At 71.3% G+C, this 18376-nt stretch carries 17 protein-coding genes and 1 riboswitch; of the genes, 9 read left to right on the forward strand and 8 right to left on the reverse strand.

The window, feature by feature from the left end; genetic code table 11:
* Window positions 1-12 precede the first annotated feature (12 nt).
* On the reverse strand, window positions 13-966 hold the full coding sequence (locus ACFVQ0_RS02830; RefSeq protein ID WP_390083902.1) for a hypothetical protein: 954 nt from the start codon (window positions 964-966) through the stop codon (window positions 13-15).
* Window positions 963-1838, reverse strand: coding sequence for a phosphatase PAP2 family protein (locus ACFVQ0_RS02835; RefSeq protein WP_390083904.1), 876 nt, complete (start codon window positions 1836-1838; stop codon window positions 963-965). The genes ACFVQ0_RS02830 and ACFVQ0_RS02835 overlap by 4 nt, the downstream gene beginning before the upstream one ends.
* 165 nt (window positions 1839-2003) lie before the next feature.
* Between ACFVQ0_RS02835 and ACFVQ0_RS02840 the strand changes: the two genes are divergently transcribed.
* The 6 genes from ACFVQ0_RS02840 to ACFVQ0_RS02865 all read left to right on the forward strand — a co-directional run bounded on the left by ACFVQ0_RS02840 (window position 2004) and on the right by ACFVQ0_RS02865 (window position 7493).
* On the forward strand, window positions 2004-2633 hold the full coding sequence (locus ACFVQ0_RS02840) for a TetR/AcrR family transcriptional regulator (protein WP_390083906.1): 630 nt from the start codon (window positions 2004-2006) through the stop codon (window positions 2631-2633).
* Window positions 2634-2854: 221 nt separating this feature from the next.
* The gene (locus tag ACFVQ0_RS02845; RefSeq protein WP_390083907.1) at window positions 2855-3868 is read left to right on the forward strand and encodes an SPFH domain-containing protein; all 1014 of its coding nucleotides are present in this window, start codon (window positions 2855-2857) and stop codon (window positions 3866-3868) included.
* A complete protein-coding gene (locus ACFVQ0_RS02850; protein ID WP_390083909.1) occupies window positions 3865-4764 on the forward strand; it encodes a hypothetical protein in 900 nt (299 codons plus the stop codon). Before ACFVQ0_RS02845 ends, ACFVQ0_RS02850 begins: the two co-directional genes overlap by 4 nt.
* A gap of 85 nt (window positions 4765-4849) precedes the next feature.
* Window positions 4850-5356 carry an NUDIX hydrolase gene (locus tag ACFVQ0_RS02855; RefSeq protein ID WP_390083911.1) on the forward strand — a complete coding sequence of 169 codons (507 nt, stop codon included), beginning with the start codon at window positions 4850-4852 and terminating at the stop codon, window positions 5354-5356.
* A 50-nt stretch (window positions 5357-5406) separates the two neighbouring features.
* Complete coding sequence (locus ACFVQ0_RS02860) at window positions 5407-5901, forward strand: FBP domain-containing protein (RefSeq protein WP_390083913.1); 495 nt, start codon at window positions 5407-5409, stop codon at window positions 5899-5901.
* 106 nt (window positions 5902-6007) lie between these two features.
* Window positions 6008-6102: riboswitch (TPP riboswitch) on the forward strand.
* A complete protein-coding gene (locus ACFVQ0_RS02865) occupies window positions 6093-7493 on the forward strand; it encodes a purine-cytosine permease family protein (RefSeq protein ID WP_390083915.1) in 1401 nt (466 codons plus the stop codon). Its footprint overlaps the riboswitch before it by 10 nt.
* Window positions 7494-7516: 23 nt before the next feature.
* Here ACFVQ0_RS02865 and ACFVQ0_RS02870 read toward each other — a convergent pair whose 3' ends face one another.
* Window positions 7517-9238 (reverse strand): MFS transporter, encoded by a 1722-nt coding sequence (locus ACFVQ0_RS02870; RefSeq protein ID WP_390083917.1) that lies wholly within the window; start codon window positions 9236-9238, stop codon window positions 7517-7519.
* Between the two features lie 234 nt (window positions 9239-9472).
* On the opposite strand from ACFVQ0_RS02870, the gene ACFVQ0_RS02875 reads away from it, so the two are divergent.
* Window positions 9473-11005 carry an ArnT family glycosyltransferase gene (locus ACFVQ0_RS02875; protein WP_390083918.1) on the forward strand — a complete coding sequence of 511 codons (1533 nt, stop codon included), beginning with the start codon at window positions 9473-9475 and terminating at the stop codon, window positions 11003-11005.
* A 167-nt stretch (window positions 11006-11172) separates the two neighbouring features.
* On the forward strand, window positions 11173-11874 hold the full coding sequence (locus tag ACFVQ0_RS02880; RefSeq protein WP_390083920.1) for a M24 family metallopeptidase: 702 nt from the start codon (window positions 11173-11175) through the stop codon (window positions 11872-11874).
* 134 nt (window positions 11875-12008) lie between these two features.
* Here the strand turns inward: ACFVQ0_RS02880 and ACFVQ0_RS02885 are convergent, their stop codons facing one another.
* The gene (locus tag ACFVQ0_RS02885; protein WP_390083922.1) at window positions 12009-13604 is read right to left on the reverse strand and encodes a prepilin-type N-terminal cleavage/methylation domain-containing protein; all 1596 of its coding nucleotides are present in this window, start codon (window positions 13602-13604) and stop codon (window positions 12009-12011) included.
* Between the two features lie 68 nt (window positions 13605-13672).
* The gene (locus ACFVQ0_RS02890; RefSeq protein WP_390083924.1) at window positions 13673-14320 is read right to left on the reverse strand and encodes a hypothetical protein; all 648 of its coding nucleotides are present in this window, start codon (window positions 14318-14320) and stop codon (window positions 13673-13675) included.
* A 288-nt stretch (window positions 14321-14608) separates the two neighbouring features.
* On the opposite strand from ACFVQ0_RS02890, the gene ACFVQ0_RS02895 reads away from it, so the two are divergent.
* On the forward strand, window positions 14609-15838 hold the full coding sequence (locus ACFVQ0_RS02895) for a hypothetical protein (RefSeq protein WP_390083926.1): 1230 nt from the start codon (window positions 14609-14611) through the stop codon (window positions 15836-15838).
* Between the two features lie 91 nt (window positions 15839-15929).
* Here ACFVQ0_RS02895 and ACFVQ0_RS02900 read toward each other — a convergent pair whose 3' ends face one another.
* From ACFVQ0_RS02900 to ACFVQ0_RS02910, 3 genes are all read right to left on the reverse strand, one after another.
* Entirely contained in the window at window positions 15930-16481 is a 552-nt protein-coding gene (locus ACFVQ0_RS02900) for a PadR family transcriptional regulator (protein WP_390083928.1), read from the reverse strand.
* Between the two features lie 61 nt (window positions 16482-16542).
* The gene (locus ACFVQ0_RS02905) at window positions 16543-17325 is read right to left on the reverse strand and encodes a prepilin peptidase (RefSeq protein ID WP_390083929.1); all 783 of its coding nucleotides are present in this window, start codon (window positions 17323-17325) and stop codon (window positions 16543-16545) included.
* 253 nt (window positions 17326-17578) lie between these two features.
* On the reverse strand, window positions 17579-17932 hold the full coding sequence (locus ACFVQ0_RS02910) for a type IV pilin protein (RefSeq protein ID WP_390083931.1): 354 nt from the start codon (window positions 17930-17932) through the stop codon (window positions 17579-17581).
* Window positions 17933-18376: the final 444 nt, after the last annotated feature.

Below are 18376 nucleotides of genomic sequence, written 5' to 3' on the forward strand. Positions count from 1 at the left end.
TCACCGCACGGTTCAGGAGCGCCCGGCCCTGATCCTGCGGAGGTGTCCGTGCTCCGGGCGGAGCGCGCGCGGGCTCCTGATGACCACCCGCGACGGTACGGGGGCGTCCGGCGCGGGCACGGGCGCGGCGACGGGCGCCGCCCCGGCCTGTGCGCGGCTGAGCAGGAACACTCCGCGTACCGCGGCGGCCGAGCCGAGCAGCGCCGCGACCAGGCTGATCGTCCCGCCCTGGAGGCGCTCCCCGAGCAGCGCGAGGCCGATGGCCGCCGCGGCGACGGGGTTGGCGAGGGTGACCACGGCGAGCGGTGCGCCGAGGCCGCCCCGGTAGGCCGTCTGGGAGAGCAGCAGCCCGCCCATCGCGAACGCCGAGACGAGGAGCGCGACGACCACCAGGCGCCAGCTGAACAGCGGGCCCGTGGTGTGGTCGGTGACGGCGACCGTGAGGGTCTGGGTGAGCGCGGAGGCGACACCGGAGGTGATGCCGGAGGCCGCCGCGTGCCGCAGCCCCGGGCGGGCGCCGGGACGGCTGAGGCCCGCCACGACCGCCATGGTTCCGGCGCCCACGGCGAGCGCCTCGACCAGGCTGAGGGTCTGATGCGGGGCGGAGCCGCCCGCGGTGGTCAGCAGGGCCCCGAGGCCGAGCAGGGTGAGCAGGGTGCCGCGCCATTCTGTCGTGGAGACGCGGCGTCCGGCCGCGCGGGCGCCGAGCGGGACGGCGGCGACCAGGGTGAGGGCGCCGAGCGGCTGGACCAGGGTGAGCGGGCCGTACTTCAGCGCGGCCACGTGCAGCAGCGCGCCGCCGGCGTTCAGCCCGACGGCCGACCACCACGCCCCGTGCCCGAGCAGCCGGAGCGTCCCGGTCCCGGGTGCGGTGCGCCCGGCGAGCCGTGCCTGGGCGACCGCGGCCGACGCGTAGGCGGCGGCGGAGACCAGGGACAGCGCGACGGCGATCAGGGTGGCGTTCATCGTCCGGCTCCGGACGCGGCGTAGGACGGGGAGCGGTCGCCGGACCGGGCGGGGAGGGCAGTGTGAACAGCGGGAGCGGGGACGGCGTAGGAACCGCCGGCGTACGGGCCCGCCGCGGCGGCCGGCCAGGCGACGTGCCTGACCGGTTCGGTGCGCGGCAGGCGCAGGGCCGCGAGGGCCACCGAGAGCAGTGCGGCGACCACGATCGAGTCGAGCCAGTAGTGGTTGGCGGTGCCGACTATGACGAACAGGGTGATCGCCGGGTGCAGCAGCCACAGCCAGCGCCACCGGGAACGGGTCGCGACGACGAGGCCGACGCCGACCATGACCGCCCAGCCGAAGTGCAGTGAGGGCATCGCCGCGAACTGGTTCGCCATCGAGTCGGTGGCGGGCGTCGCTCCGTAGACCGTCGGCCCGTACACCTGCCCGGTGTCGACGAGGCCGGCGGCGGCGAGCAGCCGGGGCGGGGCGAGCGGGAAGATCAGGTGCAGGGCGAGTGCGGCACCGGTCAGGACGGCGAGGACGCGCCGCGACCAGACGTAGTGGCGCGGTCGGCGCCAGTACAGCCAGGCCAGGAAGAGCAGGGTGGCCGGGAAGTGCACCGTGGCGTAGTAGGTGTTCGCCAGGTGGATCAGCGTCTCGTTGTGGAGCAGCAGCCCCTGCACGGTTCCCTCGCCGGGCAGGTGCGCGGCGCGTTCGAAGTCCCAGACGTGTCCGGCGTTGTGGAACGCCTCATCGACGTGGCCGTTGGCGGCCTGGCGGCCGAACTTGTAGATCGCGAAAAGCCCCACGACGAGAAGAAGCTCGCGGACGAGGGGCGGTCGGGCAGCGCTGTCCGGCTCCTGATCTGCGGGCCTGCTACCGGCGAACATCACCCGGTGCCCCTTTGCTGACGAAGCGGTGTTACGGCGGCATGGATCAGCCCATGCCGTATCGATACGCCAGTGTACCGATACGCGGGCGTATCGGAACACTCGCGTATCGGTACACTGGCGTATCGATGGACCTCGTCGCAGAGTCGCAGAGAGGGAACGCGCATGTCGTCGCAGGAAACCGAGCAGGAGACGGCGCCCGCGCCACGCCGCTCGAAAATCACGCCGGAACGGGCCCAGGAGCTCTACACCGCCGTCCTCGACATGCTCAGGGAGAGCGGCTACGAGTCACTCACCATGGAGGGCGTCGCCGCCCGGTCCCGCTGCGGCAAGTCCACGCTCTACCGGCAGTGGGGCTCCAAACCGGAGCTGGTCGTCGCCGCCCTGCACGGCACCCGGCGCGGACTGCTGCCGAGGATCGACACGGGCACGCTGGCGGGAGACCTGCGCGCGGCGGCGAAGGCCATCGGTGAGGGTTCGGGCCGCGACACCACGCTGATGCTGGCGTTGAGCCACGCCGCGCTCCAGAGCCCCGAGCTGCTGTGCGCGCTGCGCGAGTCGCTGATCCTGCCGGAGCTGGCGGCTCTCGACGCCATGGTCAGGCGCGGCGTGGAACGTGGCGAGGTGGCGGCGGACAACCCCGCCACGGAGTTCGTCTCCGCGCAGTTGCTGGGCGTGATGCGCGCCCGGCCCCTGCTGGAGGGGAGCTGCGCGGACGAGAACTTCCTGGTCCGCTTCGTGGAGGGCGCCGTCCTTCCCGCACTCGGCCTGGGCGCTCCCGCGTCCGGGCCCTGAAAGACGTGGGCCGTCGCCCCAGCGGATGACGACGGCCCGCACGCGCCGCACCGTGGGGACGGGGGCGGCGCACCGTCCGGGCGGCCGGTGACTTCTTCGGAGGTCACCGGCCGCCCGTTTTCGTACGCGCTCACAGCTGCCACCACTCCCCCTTCTCGTCCCCTTGACGATATGGCGCGGCGCCGTTATCGTCTTCATGACGAAAACAAGGGGGTCCCACCATGGCCGACATCACCAGGCGCTTCGGCTGGCGCCATCTGCGCTCCGCGCCCACGGCCCACATCCGCCACCACAAACGCGGCGTCCTCGCCCACGACGGCGCCGGGCTGAGCTTCTGGTACCGGTCGCTCAGCGCCGCGCTCTCCGAGGTGCCGGTCAACGACCGCGAACTGGCCATGGCCTTCCACGCCCGCACCGCCGACTTCCAGGACGTCACCGTGCAGGCCACCGTGACGTACCGGATCAGCGATCCGGCCGAGGCCGCCGCGCGCCTCGACTTCTCCGTGGACCCCGACACCGGCGTCTGGCGCGGCGCACCGCTGGAGCAGATCGCGACGCTGCTCACCGAGACGGCCCAGCAGCACACCCTGGACGTGCTGGCCCGCACCCCGCTGGCAGGCGCACTGGTCGACGGCGTCGCCGCCGTACGCGAACGGGTCGCCGCCGGGCTGGCCGACGAGCCCCGGCTGCCCGCCACCGGGATCGAGGTGGTGGCCGTGCGCGTCGTCGCCATCCGGCCGGAGGCAGAGGTGGAGCGGGCCCTGCGCACCCCCGCCAGGGAGCAGATCCAGCAGGAGGCCGACCGCGCGACGTACGAACGGCGGGCCGTCGCCGTCGAGCGCGAGCGGACCATCGCTGAGAACGAGCTGGCCAGCCAGATCGAGCTGGCACGCCGCGAGGAGCAGCTGGTCGAGCAGCGCGGCACCAACACCCGGCGCGAGGCGGAGGAGAACGCCGCCGCCGACGGTGTGCGCGCCGAGGCCGAGGCGGCGCGCAAGGTGCGCCTCGCCCGTGCCGAGGCGGAGTCGGCGCGTGAGGTCGGGGCGGCCCGCGCCGAGTCCCAGGCGGCCTGGCTGCGGGTGCACGGAGAGGTGGAGGCCGCGACCCTGCACGCGCTGGCCGCCACCCGGCTCGCGGAGAACCTGCCGCGCATCGACAGCCTCACCCTCTCGCCCGACGTCCTCACCGGACTGCTCACCAAGCTCGGCGGGCCCTCCCCCGAGAGCCGGGCATGAGCCTGGCGCCGCGAGCGGTGCTGGTCCATCGCACCACCGAGTACGAGGAGTTGCTGGCCCGGCACGGCACGCACGGTCAGGCCGCGTTCTTCCTGTCGAGCCGGGGCCGGTCCATCGAGGAGGTGGCCCGGCGGCACGAGCGGACCCGGCAGGCGCTCAGCGATGTGGCGGCTGCCGTTCCGCTCCAGTGGCGGCAGTCCCGGGTGGAGCGCCAGGATCTGGACCGGTTCCTGTTCGCGCCCGAGGACGTGGTGGTCGTGGTCGGCCAGGACGGCCTGGTCGCCAACGCCGCCAAGTACCTCTCCGGGCAGCCGGTCGTGGGCATCGACACCGATCCCGGACGCAATCCCGGGGTCCTGGTCCGCCACCGGCCCGCCGACGCGGCGGCGCTGCTGCGGGCGGCCGTGACGCCGGGCGGCACGGCGGACGAGCTGACGATGGTCGAGGCGGTGGCCGACGACACCCAGCGGCTGCTGGCGCTCAACGAGATCTATCTCGGCCCGCCGGGGCACCAGACGGCCCGCTACCGGCTCGGCCCCGACACGGCGGACTCCCCCGCGGAACCGCAGGCGTCCTCCGGCGTCCTGGTCGGCACCGGCACCGGCGCCACCGGCTGGCTGCGCTCCCTGTGGCAGGAACGCCGCAGCCCGCTCACGCTGCCGTCGCCCACAGACCCCCGGCTGCTCTGGTTCGTCCGGGAGGCCTGGCCCTCGCCCGTCACCGGCACCTCGCTGGTCTCGGGCGAGCTGGGGCGCGGGCAGGGGCTGCGGCTGACCGTGGAGTCCGACCGGGTGGTCGTCTTCGGTGACGGTATGGAGTCGGACGCGCTGGAGCTGGCGTGGGGGCAGACGGTGCGGCTCGGCATCGCGCCGACGTCGTTGCGGCTGGCCGGATGACCGCGGGCGCCCGCGCCGCCCGCCCTTAGGCTCGACACCTTGTGGCGGTCACCGGCCGCCGATGAGTCCGATCCGAGGAGCAGACATGGACAGCGAAACGGCACGGATCCCGGACCGCAACTCCCGGCCGCCACAGGCCCAGGCCGCCCTGGGGGTGGGCGTGATCGTGCGGGACGCCGAAGGGCGCGTCCTGCTCGGCCGGCATCACAGCGGCAGCTGGGAGCTGCCCGGCGGGAAGGTCGATCCGACGGGCGAGGGCGTCGCGGCGGCGGCGGTGCGGGAGCTGCGCGAGGAGACCGGGCTTGAGGTCCCCGAGGACGGCATGGCCGTCTTCGCGATGCTGCACGACGTGGCCGGTGGCATCAACCGGGTGACGATGGCCGCCCTGGTCACGGTGGAGTCGGGCAGCCCACAGGTGACAGAACCCCATCTGATCAGTACCTGGCGGTGGACCCGCCCCGAGGAACTGCCGACGCCATTGTTCGACCCCTCGGCGCAGATCCTCGCGGCCTGGCGCCCCGACCTCGGCATCGAGCACCCGCCCGCCCATCGGCTGAGCGTCCTGCCCGAGGGTACGCAGGTGAACCCCTAAATCATTTATTCGTTTGCCTAGGGGTCGTAGGCAGAGTTAGCGTCGATGTCATGAAGGCCGTGACCGAGCAGGACATCCGCACATCGTTCGTCAACTGCTCCAAGGGGGAAGCCAAGCGTCTGCCGCTCCCCCGCGATTTCGAGGAGCTGCCGTGGGAGGATCTGGACTTCCTCGGCTGGCGTGACCTGTCCGCTCCCGGGCGCAGCTACATCGTCACCGAGTACGACGGCCGGACGGCGGGCATCACGCTCCGCTTCCCCTCCCAGCAGCGCGGCTTCCTGCACCGGAGCATGTGCTCGCTCTGTCTGACCACGCACCCCGGCAGCGGGGTCTCCCTGATGACCGCCCGCAAGACCGGGCAGTCCGGGCGCGATGGCAATTCGGTCGGCCTGTACATGTGCACCGACCTGGCCTGTTCGCTCTACGTCCGGGGGAAGAAGGCCGTGCCCTCCGGCGCCCGGTTCAAGGAGTCGCTGACGGTGGAGGAGCAGATCGCCCGCACATCGGCCAATCTTTCCGCATTCGTGGCCAAGCTCTTCAGCTGACCGGGGCCGGCCTGGTCCCGTCGGCCTGCCGGAACTCCAGCGTGAGCCGGTTGCGCACTGCCTCCCGTCGCGCTACGCGCACACGCACCCGGCTATCCTGGCCGCCACACCGGACACGGGGTGCCCCGCACAGGGGCTGAGAACACACCCGTCGAACCTGAACCAGTTAGCACTGGCGGAGGGATGTCTTCATGTCATTGCCGTATGCCCAGGACGAGCGCGCGGCCACGGACCCTCGGCCCGCGTTCGACGGGCGGATGCCCACCGCCCCCGGCGATCTGCGCGTCGAGGCGCACGGGATAGCCCCCGTCCCCGAGGACCGCCGCTACGGCGGGCCCGGCCGGCTGTTCACCGTCTGGTTCGCCCCCAACCTGACCATGACCGGGGTCTTCACCGGCACCGTCGGCATCGCGCTGGGCCTGGACTTCGCCACGGCGCTCACCGCCGTCGTGCTCGGCACCCTCGTGGGTGCCGTTCCCACCGCGTATCTGGGCACCTGGGGCAGCCAGACAGGCGCCGGACAACTCCCGCTCGCCCGGCTGGCGTTCGGCCGGGGTGTGCTGCTGCCGGGCACGCTCCAGTGGCTGTCGTCCATCGCCTGGGACGCGCTGATCGAACTGTTCGGCGGGGAGGCGCTGGCCCAGTTGTGCGGCTGGCCGTTCTGGCTGGGAGTGCTGGTCATGATGGCGGCCCAGGGCGCGCTCGGCGTCCTGGGATATGAGGTGATCCACCGGCTCCAGACTGTGATGACCTTCGTCCTCGCCGCCGCCTTCGCGGTGCTCGCCACGAAGCTGCTGGACGGGGTGCACCCCGCCGCGACCGGCACCGCGCACGGCGCGGACCGGGCGGGCGCGTTCGTCCTGACGTGCACCGTCGCCCTGAGCCTGGCGCTGTCCTGGGCGCCGTACGCCAGCGACTTCAGCCGCTATCTGCCGCGCACCACGTCGCGGCCCCGGATGTTCTGGTGCACGCTGCTCGGCATCAGCGTCTCGTTCGTGGCGGTCCAGACGCTCGGCCTGTGGGGTGCGTCCGTCTTCACCGACCAGACCGCGCACGGCATCGACACCCTGCTGGGCGGGGGCGCGCTCGGCGCGTTCGGGCTGCTCGCCGTGGCACTCGCCGCGCTGTGCAGCAACGCCATGAACGACTACAGCGGCTCGCTGGCCCTCCAGACCATGGGCGTCCGCCTGCCGCGCCCCGTCGCCGCCGCGCTCGCCGCCGCCCTCGGCTTCCCGCTCGTCCTGTGGATGCACGCGGCCGACACGACGGCCCGCTTCCAGAACGTGCTGCTGCTCGTCGGCTACTGGATCCCCGGGTTCGTCGCGATCGTGGCCGTCGACTGGATCGTCCGGGCGCGGGCGCGCGGCGGCTCCCCCGTCGACCTGGCCGCCGAGAGCTCCCGCCCCCAGCCGTGGTGGCCGGCGCTCACCGCTTTCGCCGCGGCCTTCGCCGCGGCGGTGCCGTTCATGAACACGAGCCTGTACGTGGGCCCGGTGGCGCGGGCACTGCACGGGGCGGACCTCGCCTACGGGGTGGCGTTCCTGGCGGCCCTCGCCGTGTACGCCCCGCTGCGGCTGCGCCGCCGCGCCTGACAGCCCCGGCGGGCACGGGGGCGTCAGGCCTTCGCGGTCTCCGTCTCCGTCTCGCCGTGTACGTAACGGCCGCCGCGCAGCAGCGAGACGACCGCCGCCACCAGGCACGCCGCGATGGCGAAGTCGAAGGCCACGGAGAGGCCCTGCTCGAACGGCCCGGAGATCAGCGTCGGGAAGAAGGCCCGCCCGGTGAGGTAGTCGGCGTGGCTGGTGGGCAGTTGCGCCAGGGTCTCCGGGCCGAGCAGGCTGCGTACCGGGTTGTATCCCAGGAGCGCCGCGAACAGCACGCCGACCGGTGGCAGGGCCGCGACGCGTGCCGCGTCGGCGGACGGTACGCCCTGCTCGGTGAGCCCGTGGGCCAGCGTGTCCGGCAGCGTGCTCGCGAGCCCGGCGATCATCAGCGAGAAGAAGATGCCGATCGACAGCACGGTGGCCGAGTTCTGGAAGGTGGTGCTGATTCCCGCGCCCACCCCACGCTGGTCCGGCGGCAGACTGTTCATGATCGCCGCCCGGTTCGGCGAGGCGAAGAGCCCCATGGCCAGCCCGTTGACGAGCAGGATCAGGGCGAAGAGCGGGTAGTCGAAGTCGACCGGCAGGGCTTTGAGCGCCGCGAAGGTGGCGGCCGCCAGGAGCATGCCGCCGGTGGTGAAGAGCCGGGCGCCGTAGCGGTCCGAGGCCCACCCGGAGAACGGACCGGCGATCAGGAAACCGATCGTCAGCGGCAGCATGTAGATACCTGCCCACAGCGGGGTCTGCTCGAAGCCGTAGCCGTGCCGGGGCAGCCAGATCCCCTGGAGCCAGATGATCAGGATGAACATCAGGCCGCCGCGTCCCAGGGACGCCAGGAGACTCGCCACGTTCCCCGCCGTGAAGGCGCGGATGCGGAACAGCGCCAGATGGAACATCGGCTGGGCGACCCGGGTCTCGATCAGGCAGAAGAGCCCCAGCACGGCCAGCCCGCCGACGATGGCGGTGATCACCCACGGATTGGTCCATCCCATGGTGTTGCCGCCGTAGGGCTGGATGCCGTACGTGATGCCGGACAGCACGGCGATCAGACCGGCCGCGAAGGTCAGGTTGCCCCACCGGTCGATCCGGGCCGGGGTGCGGACGCCGGTGTCGCGCAGCTTCAGATAGGCCCAGACCGTGCCGAACAGCCCGATCGGGACGGAGACCAGGAACACCAGGTGCCAGTCGAAGGGACCGAGCAGCCCGCCGAGCACGAGTCCCATGAACGACCCCGCGATCGCCGCGACCTGGTTGAGCCCCAGGGCGAGACCGCGCTGCCGGGGCGGGAAGGCGTCGGTGAGGATGGCGTTCGAGTTCGCCATCAGCATCGCTCCGCCCACGCCCTGGAGCACCCTCATCCCGATCAGCCACAGGGCACCGGCGGTGCCGTGCGTCCAGGTCACCGATAGCAGTACGGAGAAGACCGTGAAGACCGCGAACCCCAGGTTGTACATCCGGACCCGGCCGTACATGTCACCCAGCCGGCCGAAGCTCACCACCAGGACCGCGGTGACGACCATGTAGCTCATGATCAGCCACAGCAGCAGGCTCGTGTTGCCCGGCTGGAGGGGGTCCACTCCGATGCCCCGGAAGATGTCCGGCAGCGCGATGAGGATGATCGACAGGTTGATCGTCGCGATCAGGACACCCAGCGTGGTGTTCGAGAGCGCGATCCACTTGTAGCCCGGACCCAGTGGGTCCTCGGCGCCGCCGAGGCGTACGGCTGTGCTCTGCATCGGACCATCCCGCCCGTCGGAGGTACCTCGGCCGCCTACGGGAGCCAAGCTATTCCGGGGCCCCCGGGGCGGCCAGTCCTGCTACTCCGGTGCGGCGGCCGGTCACCCGTCTCCCGAGGACCCTCGCCACCCACAGGCCGGATGCGTAGGGTACGAGCGGCCCGGGAGCCGTGCGCACCGGACCGCACCGGTCGCGAACGCGGGCCGGGGGGCCGAGACCGGGGGGTTGCGGAGATGGCGGACAGGGCGGGCGTCGCGAGTGCCGACGAGAACGGTGGGCGGACGGCGCCGCAGGACCGGCGGGTGTTCGCAGTCGCGGGGCTGGTCTTCGTCCTGCTGATGGCGCTGTCCCCGCGCTACGGCTTCCATATAGACGAGTTGTACTTCCTCGACTGCGCCAGGCACCTCCAGGCGAGTTACGTGGACCAGCCGGTGCTGGCGCCGCTGCTGGCGCGGGTCTCGCTCTCGTTGTTCGGGGTGTCGGAGGCGGGCCTGCGGCTGTGGCCCGCACTGGCGGCGGCGGGCACGGTGGTGGTGGGCGGCATGACAGCGCGCGAATTCGGCGGCGCGCGCCGGGCCCAGCTGCTCGCGGCGGTCGCGACCGGCACCATGCCCGTGCTGCTGGGCGGCGCGCACATCGCCAACACCACGTCGTACGAGGTCCTGGCCTGGGCGGCGACGGCGCTGGTGGTCGTGCGGATCGGCCGCACCGGCGACACCCGGTGGTGGCTCGCCGCGGGAGCGCTGATCGGCATCGGCTCGGAGTTCAACCACCTCGCCGGGATCTTCGGCGTCGTCCTGCTGGCCACCGTGCTCCTGGGCCCCGCCCGCCGGACCGTGGCCGACCGCCGGCTGCTCGCGGGCGCCGCGATCGCCGTACTGCTCGTGCTGCCCGACCTGTGGTGGCAGTCGCGGCACGGCTGGGCGATGTTCGAGATGACACGGGCGCTGAACGGGAAGAACGGGGGCCCGGAGAACATCCCCACCTGGATCGTGGGGCAGTTCGGCATGTCGTGCCTGGCGCTGGCGGTCCTGTGGATGGCGGGTCTGCGGTTCCTATGGCGCTCCGGCCGCCCGCTGTGGCAGTGCCTGGTGGCCACGTACGCGGTGCTGTTCGTGCTGTTCGCCGTGACGACCGGAGCCCAGGTGTACTACCTGGGCGGGCTGTACGTCTGCCTGTTGGCGGCCGGGTCCGTGGGGCTCGACGGCTGGCTGCACGCCCGGCCGGGCCGGCTGCGCGACCTGATGATCGCGACCACCGCCTCTGCCGGGATGTTCGCGGTGATCGTCCTGCCGGTGCTGCCGCTCTCCGACGTGGCCTGGACGTACGGCATCAGCTCGAACTCGGGCGAGACCGTGGGCTGGCCCCAACTCGTCTCCACCGTAAGGCAGGTGTGGACCGGGCTCCCGGCCGGACAGCGCGCGAACGCGGTGGTGTTCGCGGCGGACTACGGCGAGGCCGGCGCCGTCAACGAACTCGGCCGAGGCACCGGACTGCCCACCGCCGTGAGCGCCCAGAACACCGACTGGTGGTGGGGTCCGGGCAACCCGGACGCCACGACCGTGGTGGCCATCGCCCCCGGACCGGACCACGCCCCCGAGTACGCCGCCCAGTTGCGCCGGCACTTCCGGCACGTCCGGGTGGCCGCCACCCTCTCCACCCCGTACGGCGTCCCCAACGTCGAACAGGGCGGCCATGTCTACGTCTGCACGGGCCCGCGACGTCCGTGGGGAGAGATGTGGCCGGAACTGCGCACCTACGCGTGAGAGTCGGCGGCCCTCGGTTCAGCCGCGTTCCTCGTACGACGGACCAACTCAGGCGGCCGGCACCGGCCGAGCGCTGGATGATCAACCGGTGATGCCGCGCCGGGGGACGCTGTTAGCTTCGGTCGCGTGCTCGGGGCACCGCCTCGGGCTGACAGCGAGGACGCGCGATGACGACGTTGGACCGGATGGACATACGACTGCGGGCCCTGCACCTGCTGGAAGGCCAGCGCATGGCGCAGCGCCTGTTCGCGCACGTGGTCGCCACGCAGGTGATCAAGCCCGGACGCGGCGAGGAGGAGGTCGACAACCGGATCGCCCTGATCGCCCGGGAGGTCTTCGGCGTCCGGGCGGGCCGGGTCGGCCGTCGGTTCGTGCGGTCGGGGCCGGACGCCGTGCCGGGCGTGTCGTGGCCGGACCGGGTCATCGGTGAACAGGACCTGGTCGTGGTGGACTTCGAGCCCTTGCTGGCCCCGTACGAGACGGGCTTCGCCCGGACCGTGGCCCTCGGTGACGGGCTCGCGCGGCGGCGCCTCGTGCACGACCTGGACGTCGTGGCCTCCCGCGCCCGTGATGCCTTCCGGGCCGACGAAACCATCACCGGTCGGGAGCTCTACGCGGAGGTACGCGGCCTGGCGGCCGGGACCGGCCGGAGTCTGGGCTCCCGGCACTGCGGTCGGTTGACCGGTACCGCGCCCGCCACGCGTGCGGAGTCGGCACGGCCGGACATGTTCATCGGTCCGGACAACGACCGGCCCCTGCGCCGGACACTGGACGAGGGGTGGCGTGCCCACTGGATCCTTCAGCTCCATCTCGTCGACGACCACAGCGGCCACGCCGCTGTCCACACGGAACTGCTCGACCTCGTCTGACCCGGCTCCCGGTCCGTTCGGAGCACCGCTCGCGCGTCGTCCCAGCCCTCCGGGACGACGCGCGACCGCGTGCTCCGGGGGTTCGTTTCCGGCGCACGCGGTCGGTGTGATGGCCGCGATGACACGGCCTGGGCTCATCCTGTCCGGTACGCCTCGACCGTTCCGTTCGCCATGTCGACGGCGTACACCTTCGCCGTCGTGTTGTTGACGGCCACCGCGGCGAACTCACGGGGCCGGCCGAGCGGGGCCTGCCTCAGCAGCGTGGTGCCGTCGGCCACGCCGAGGCCGCCCGGCGACTCGGTGTCGTCCTGCGTGTCGGCGGTCTTGAGCTGGGTGACGAAGACCCTGTTGAAGTTGCTCAGCACGGCGACCTTGTGCGCCGGGTTCCCGGAGGCGTTCGACGCGGCGCAGACCGATGTCTGTCCGGTGACCGTCGTGCCGACGATTCGGCTGATGCGGCCCGCGATACTGCCGCATTCCGCGATGGCCCCACCATTGGAGAAGACGTAGACCGACCCTGCCGCGGCGTTGTAGACAGCGGATATGGGGGCGTAGAGCGTTCCCACCGGGTCGTCGATCGCCGTGGAACTGCCGTCACTGGGGTCGATGACGATCGTCGTCGCGACGCCCTTCCACTGGCCCGTGGGGTTCGCCGGGTCCGGAGCGCATCTCCGGGCGAGGAGGTAGACGAGGTGGCGGTTGGGATCGACGACGGCGCTGCCCCGGACGGAGTTGTTGACGAGGAAGTTCCCCGCGTTGGTGGCGCAGCCCGACTTCGTCGGGAACTTCCAGACGATCCTGGCCTGGTGGGTCTGCGACGAGATGGCGAAGAGGCCGATGGTGGCATCGGCGCTCTCACCGGTGCCGAGGTTGCTCTTCGCGACGTACACCGCGTGGCGCGCGGCGTCGAAGGAGAAGTCCATGCCGAACACCGCGCTCACCAGTCCCGTGGCGGGCAGGGTGATCGGCTTCGCCGTCGAGCTGCCGGCCGCGATGTAGGCGACCGCCGAGTTGCTGATAGATCCGCCGCCGACGTAGACGTCACCGTTCTCCGGAGAGACGGCCAGTCCGGAGACGGTCGTCGAGAAACCGCCGACGGGGGTCACCTGGTTGGCCTTGGCCGTGTCGATGATCGCGACGCCGCCCGTACCTCCGACGTAGACCCGTCCCGTGCCGGGGTCGACCGCGATCCGGGTCGGGCTCGTCACGGCGCGGGAGACATCGATCGGTTTGCCGATCGCGGTGTCGGTCCTGCCGTCGATCACGGTGACGCTGTTGTCGCCGCTGGAGACGGCGTACACCCGGTCGGCCTTCTCGTCGACCGCGAGGTCGGTCGGATTCGCGCCCACCGGGACCGCGTCCGCCGCACTCTCCGTCGGTGCGGTCCTGTAGAGCGAGAACGACGACTTCTCGCCTCGGCCGCACTTGTTCTCCGTGCCGACCATCACCATGTTGTACGTCGGATCGTCGGCCAGCAGCCCGCCCGCCTTCAGATCATCGACCGTCCCGTAGTGGCCGTGCCGCGCGCAGTAGGACTCTTCCGCTGTGCGCAGGGCAGCCGCGTCCGCGGCCACCGCGTTCTCGCGGCCCTTGTCGCCGATGCCCCTGACGGAGAAGACCACGATGGCGGCGAGGACGCCCAGGATCACGATGACCACGAGCAACTCGATGAGTGTGAAGCCGTCCTCGCGTCTCGCGCGCGAGGAGAGCAGGCGATGGTCCGGTGTCATGGCAGTCGGGGCTTCCTTCGGTCGATGGGTCACGTTGGGCCCGAGCACACGCGCGAGCCCTTGCCACGTCACGGTGTTCCGCGCCGTACGGGCTTGAGGTCCTTGGTTCCCGGCAGATCCGGGCACGCGATCCCGTCCCCGTCCTTGTCGAGGCGGTTCGGGTCGGCCGGCTCGAAGCGCAGGACGGCCTGCGCGTCCGCCTGGCCGGCGAAGTCGTCGCAGTCGTAGGCGTCGTTGCCGTAGCGCAGGAAGTAGCGGGCGTCGAAGGCTCGCTTCGGCTGCGGGCAGAGCGCGCTGCGGATATCGCCAGGACGGCACTTGAACCGCTGCGCGATACGGCGAACCGGTTCGGTGTCGCGCGGTTCCGGCAAGCCCCGGCAGGCGACGCCGCCTCCGTCGTCGAGGTGGTTCGGATCGCTGGGGTCAGCCCGCAACACCGCCTGGGCATCAGCCTGATGGGCGAACTGGACGCACTCGAACGCGTCGCCGTGAGTGGCGTACCGGGCTGCGTCGAACACCTTGCTGTTCGGGCAGAGCGCGGTGCGCGGGGTGCCCGGCGTGCACCACTCACGGTCGGCCATGTGGGACCGGGTGGCGGTATCCGATCCACCGCGCGTCATCACGAATACGGCCGCCGCCACCGCGATCACGGCGAGGACGAGCGCACCCCACCGGATCGCGCGCGAGCCCGACAGCCTGCTCAACACTGCTGACATACCACGCCTCTGCCCATTGTTCCGCCGGCCCCTTTCCTGCGTGCCGCAGCGGACCGACGACACACGTCGGCCAGGCCCGTTGCAGTTTGGATACGGGTATTACATCCACGGCACCGGAGGTTGTCAACCATTGACTACCGGGGCCCGGCATGCGCACCATCTAGGCGTATGAGGCACCTTCCTGCCGGAAACCTCGCAGATGCACGGGAGTTGACGGCATCCGCCTGACCCCGCCAGCAGGGTGCCCGGGCGGCAGTCGCCGCCAACAGAATCGACCAGGAGTAGCAGATGCAAAGAAATTCCAGACGCACCCGGAGCGCCCCGCACGCCGGTCGCAGCGCGATGCGCCGCGTGCGGAACGCGTTCGCGGCGGGTGCGCTCGCGACGGCGCTGATCACCGCCATGGCACCCGCGGCGTTCGCCTCGACGGATTCGCAGACCGCTGTCGCGAACAACATGTATCCCGCCGTGTCGGACATGAAGGGGACGCTCGCGTCACTCCAGTCGTTCACGCCGTTCACCGCGAACGCCGCGTCGCAGATCGGCGGGTTCTGGAACAAGCCGGCGATCGATACGTCGACGATGCGCGGGATCACGTCGGGAAGCCTGCGTCAGCAGCTGAAGAGCGCCGGCCCCTACACCACGTGCGACCCCTCCTCGTCGGACAACTGCTTCAACGGGCCCCTGCACATCGACGCGTTCCTGTCGGCGGACGAGACCAACGTGGACGCGGTCATCCCGACCTCGGACGGCGGGACGTGCGTGGCGAGCGGGAGCGTCGAGTGCAACGGCGACTACACGAGCAAGCATCTCGTGGCGATCGGACGCCTGACGATCTACAGCTGCAGCGGCAGCTGGGCGGGGTCCGGCAAGGGCGATGACCCGTCCAACGCGGCGAGTCCGCCGCTGGCGTCCGGCGCGGACGCCAACGGCAGCGGTAACGGCAAGGCGCAGTCGCCTCGGTGCGACGCCTCGCCGGTCTCCGGGGGCGCGCCCACGACGATTCCGGGGGTGGTGAGCTGGCTCGCGACGAGCGGGCACCGGATCGCGGTCGCCGACCCGGCCTCCGCGCCGTTCGGTGCGGCGTCCAAGCAGGCGCTGACCCAGAACGGGTTCTCCTGGACCGACAGCGGGGCGGGCCAGAACGTGTTCCGGGGAAGCGCGTGCGACAGCGCGGGTACGGCGTGCAAGGTGCGCCTGGAATCAGGGATCAGCCAGGTGCGTGGCGCGGTGACGGCGAACGCCGGCGGGAACACGCAGCTGGGTCTTGTCGCGAAGTCGAACGTCGTGAACGTCCGCTGGACGTCGAGTTCGCTGAACGGCACCACGGGCGATGACCCCAACACGTGGACCGAGGTCGATTCGAGCACGTACTCCGGCTACGGAGACATCGAGCAGTACGGTGTCGCCCTGAACGGCGGCAACTCCGGCGCGGCGGCTGCCTGGGGCGACCTGTTCAACAACAAGTGGGACGGGAACGCCACCATCCAGACGACCCTCGCCGCCTACGGCTACTAGGGCTTCGTACTGACAGCGGAACGACGGCAGGGCCGTCAACGGACCGTCGGCCGGGCACGGACATCGCCCGCCGACGGTTCCGGGCGTGACGTCAGCCGCTGTTGACGGCCGACCGCGTCGAGTCGACGTCGACGGCGTCGAGGAACCGGCGCGCCGAGCGGACGTGCTCCTGCCGCCAGGCGTAGCTCGCGCGGGCGATGTGGTCGCCCGCGGCGTCCTCCTTGGCGCGCAGCGACTCCTCGATCTCGTCGAGGACGACCCGTTGGCGCTCGACCAGACGGGCCGGGCTCAGGTCGCGACGCTGGAGCAGCAGGAGCTTGCAGGTGAGCTCGGCGCGGACGTCGAACAGCTCGGTCACGGGTTCGCTGAGCCACTGGCTGACCGCCGTCTTCGCCGACTGGGTCGCGGCGTAGATCATGCGCTGCGGTCCCCGATTGCCTTCCTCGGCGCCGACCGCCGTGATCAGCCCGCGCTCGACCAGCCGCGTGATCGATCGGTAGACCATGGGCCGCGAGATGTACCAGAACTCGCCGATCTCCGCGCCCTCAGCGGTGAGGGTCGAGATGGCGAAGCCGTGGCTGGGCCGTTCGGCGATGAGCGCGAGCACAATCCACTCGGCCAGTGGCAGATCAGGTTCCTTCATAGGGACAAGGGTAAGGATCGCCGGTGCTGTTTGCGATCCTCCGACCTGGACCTGTGGATTCTCAGAGACCCGGACCGGAACCGTACCAGTGGATGACAGGACCGCCGACGAGGATGGCGGCGATGGCGCCGACGGCGAGGAATACGCCGAAGGGGAGGCGGGTATGGCGGGTCGCCCGCCCCGCCGCCATGAGCGAGAGGCCCACCAGCAGCCCGACGGAGCTGCCGGCCAGCAGCGCGAAGACCGGATGCCACGGCCCGAGCCAGCCCAGTCCGGTGCCGAGCAGCCCGGCCAGGCGCACATCGCCGAATCCGAGCCAGGCCGGCCGCAACTGGTGCAGGGCGAAGAAGACAGCGAAGGCGCCCACTCCGCACGCCGCGGTCACGCCGAGCCGATGCCACTGCCCGGTGACCGCCGCGGCCACGAGCAGGCAGGAAGCGGTGAGCCCGAGAGTCGGGTAGACGATCCGCCGAGGGAGCAGGAACTGTTCGGCGTCGCAGGCGGCCAGGGCCAGGAGGCCAGCGGTGAAGACAAGCGTGGCGGGCAGCGTCTCCGAGCGGCCGAAGCGCAGCGCCTCCGCGACGAACAGGACTGCGGTGAGCGCCTCGACGAGCGGGTAGCGCGCGGGGATGGGCACCCGGCAGGCGCGGCAGCGCCGGCCCAGCAGGAGCCAGGACACGACGGGGATGTTGTCCCGGGCCGCGATCGGTGTCGCGCATCGCGGACAGGCGGAGCGGGGCCGCACGACCGAGCGGCCGGCCGGTACCCGGGAGACGGCGACGTTGAGGAACGACCCCACCGCGAGCCCCAGCAGACCGATAGCCATAACGAATACGGATGACATGGACGCCAGGGTTCCTTACCGTTCTTACGGTGCTTACGGCATGTGCCGCGCTTGCCGGATTTACCGCGTGTACCGCGCTTACCGGTCTCTACGGGTGAGAAGTGAGCGATCCGGGCCCGGCACTCCGGGCCCGGATATTGCCGCAGGCCGCCGAACGCGGTGCCAGGTGGCCTTTCCGTGCCACCTGGCCGACGCGACCGTCCGGCCGCCCGACGGACCGCTGACCGACGAGGTCAGGTGTGACTCCCCCGTATCAGGAGCAGGGGTTCGCCTGGCCGCCCGGGAGCTCGTCCCTCGGCGTGATGTCGTACGAGGTGCCGTTCGCGTTCGGCTTGACGTCGTACCAGGTCGAAGCGGTGGACAGGAAGCCGCCGTCCACCAGCTGGGGCATGGTGCCGTACTTGCTGCGGTTGTCGCCGGCGAAGTACGCCTCTTCCGCGGTCTGGATCGTGGACTTGTCGGTCTTGCACGCCGAGCCCTGCCCCTTGTCGTTGATGCCCCGGACGGAGAAGACGACGATGGCGGACAGGACGCCGAGGATCACGATGACCACGAGCAGCTCGATGAGCGTGAAGCCGGCTTCCGCCGTCTCGTTCCGCGCACGCACGCGCCGACGCGACTTGCCTTGCAGGTAAGTGAACATGTTTCTCCATCTACGACGGCTGGACCAAGCCGAAGCGACAACTAGTCACAGCTTGATTAATCAGCAGCAGACTACTTAGCGGACAAGGGGTCCGCAAGGGGCGCCTACGGCGACCGCGGCGCGGCGGCGTGCAGTAGTATGCGGCTGACTAATCAGCGGCTGACAGTATCGGCGCGCATTCCCCGCGCGTTCCCTGTGAAAGCTCGGCCGCTGTCACGGATGCGCGAAAGGGGTGGTTTCCTTGGCACACAGACGGCTTCTCCGACGCCGCGCGGCCACGACAAGCGCTACGGGCGAGGACAGCACCCTGCCCGATGGCGCGCGAGGCCCGACACCGCCTCCCCTCCAGGCCGACGAACCTGTCCAGGACCCGGTGGCCGGCTCGGCGCAGCCCTCGCCCGCACCGCG

This window comes from Streptomyces sp. NPDC057900, assembly GCF_042887885.1.
GTDB lineage: Bacteria > Actinomycetota > Actinomycetes > Streptomycetales > Streptomycetaceae > Streptomyces.

Excerpts from the sequence above, each read along its gene's own strand:
- ACFVQ0_RS02830 (WP_390083902.1), bottom strand. The coding sequence starts at position 966 with ATGAACGCCACCCTGATCGCCGTCGCGCTGTCCCTGGTCTCCGCCGCC.
- ACFVQ0_RS02905 (WP_390083929.1), bottom strand. The coding sequence starts at position 17,325 with ATGTCATCCGTATTCGTTATGGCTATCGGTCTGCTGGGGCTCGCGGTG.
- ACFVQ0_RS02850 (WP_390083909.1), top strand. The coding sequence starts at position 3,865 with ATGAGCCTGGCGCCGCGAGCGGTGCTGGTCCATCGCACCACCGAGTAC.
- ACFVQ0_RS02895 (WP_390083926.1), top strand. The coding sequence starts at position 14,609 with ATGCAAAGAAATTCCAGACGCACCCGGAGCGCCCCGCACGCCGGTCGC.
- ACFVQ0_RS02855 (WP_390083911.1), top strand. The coding sequence starts at position 4,850 with ATGGACAGCGAAACGGCACGGATCCCGGACCGCAACTCCCGGCCGCCA.
- ACFVQ0_RS02900 (WP_390083928.1), bottom strand. The coding sequence starts at position 16,481 with ATGAAGGAACCTGATCTGCCACTGGCCGAGTGGATTGTGCTCGCGCTC.
- ACFVQ0_RS02880 (WP_390083920.1), top strand. The coding sequence starts at position 11,173 with ATGACGACGTTGGACCGGATGGACATACGACTGCGGGCCCTGCACCTG.
- ACFVQ0_RS02860 (WP_390083913.1), top strand. The coding sequence starts at position 5,407 with ATGAAGGCCGTGACCGAGCAGGACATCCGCACATCGTTCGTCAACTGC.
- ACFVQ0_RS02835 (WP_390083904.1), bottom strand. The coding sequence starts at position 1,838 with ATGTTCGCCGGTAGCAGGCCCGCAGATCAGGAGCCGGACAGCGCTGCC.
- ACFVQ0_RS02865 (WP_390083915.1), top strand. The coding sequence starts at position 6,093 with ATGTCATTGCCGTATGCCCAGGACGAGCGCGCGGCCACGGACCCTCGG.
- ACFVQ0_RS02845 (WP_390083907.1), top strand. The coding sequence starts at position 2,855 with ATGGCCGACATCACCAGGCGCTTCGGCTGGCGCCATCTGCGCTCCGCG.
- ACFVQ0_RS02840 (WP_390083906.1), top strand. The coding sequence starts at position 2,004 with ATGTCGTCGCAGGAAACCGAGCAGGAGACGGCGCCCGCGCCACGCCGC.
- ACFVQ0_RS02875 (WP_390083918.1), top strand. The coding sequence starts at position 9,473 with ATGGCGGACAGGGCGGGCGTCGCGAGTGCCGACGAGAACGGTGGGCGG.
- ACFVQ0_RS02890 (WP_390083924.1), bottom strand. The coding sequence starts at position 14,320 with ATGTCAGCAGTGTTGAGCAGGCTGTCGGGCTCGCGCGCGATCCGGTGG.
- ACFVQ0_RS02885 (WP_390083922.1), bottom strand. The coding sequence starts at position 13,604 with ATGACACCGGACCATCGCCTGCTCTCCTCGCGCGCGAGACGCGAGGAC.
- ACFVQ0_RS02870 (WP_390083917.1), bottom strand. The coding sequence starts at position 9,238 with ATGCAGAGCACAGCCGTACGCCTCGGCGGCGCCGAGGACCCACTGGGT.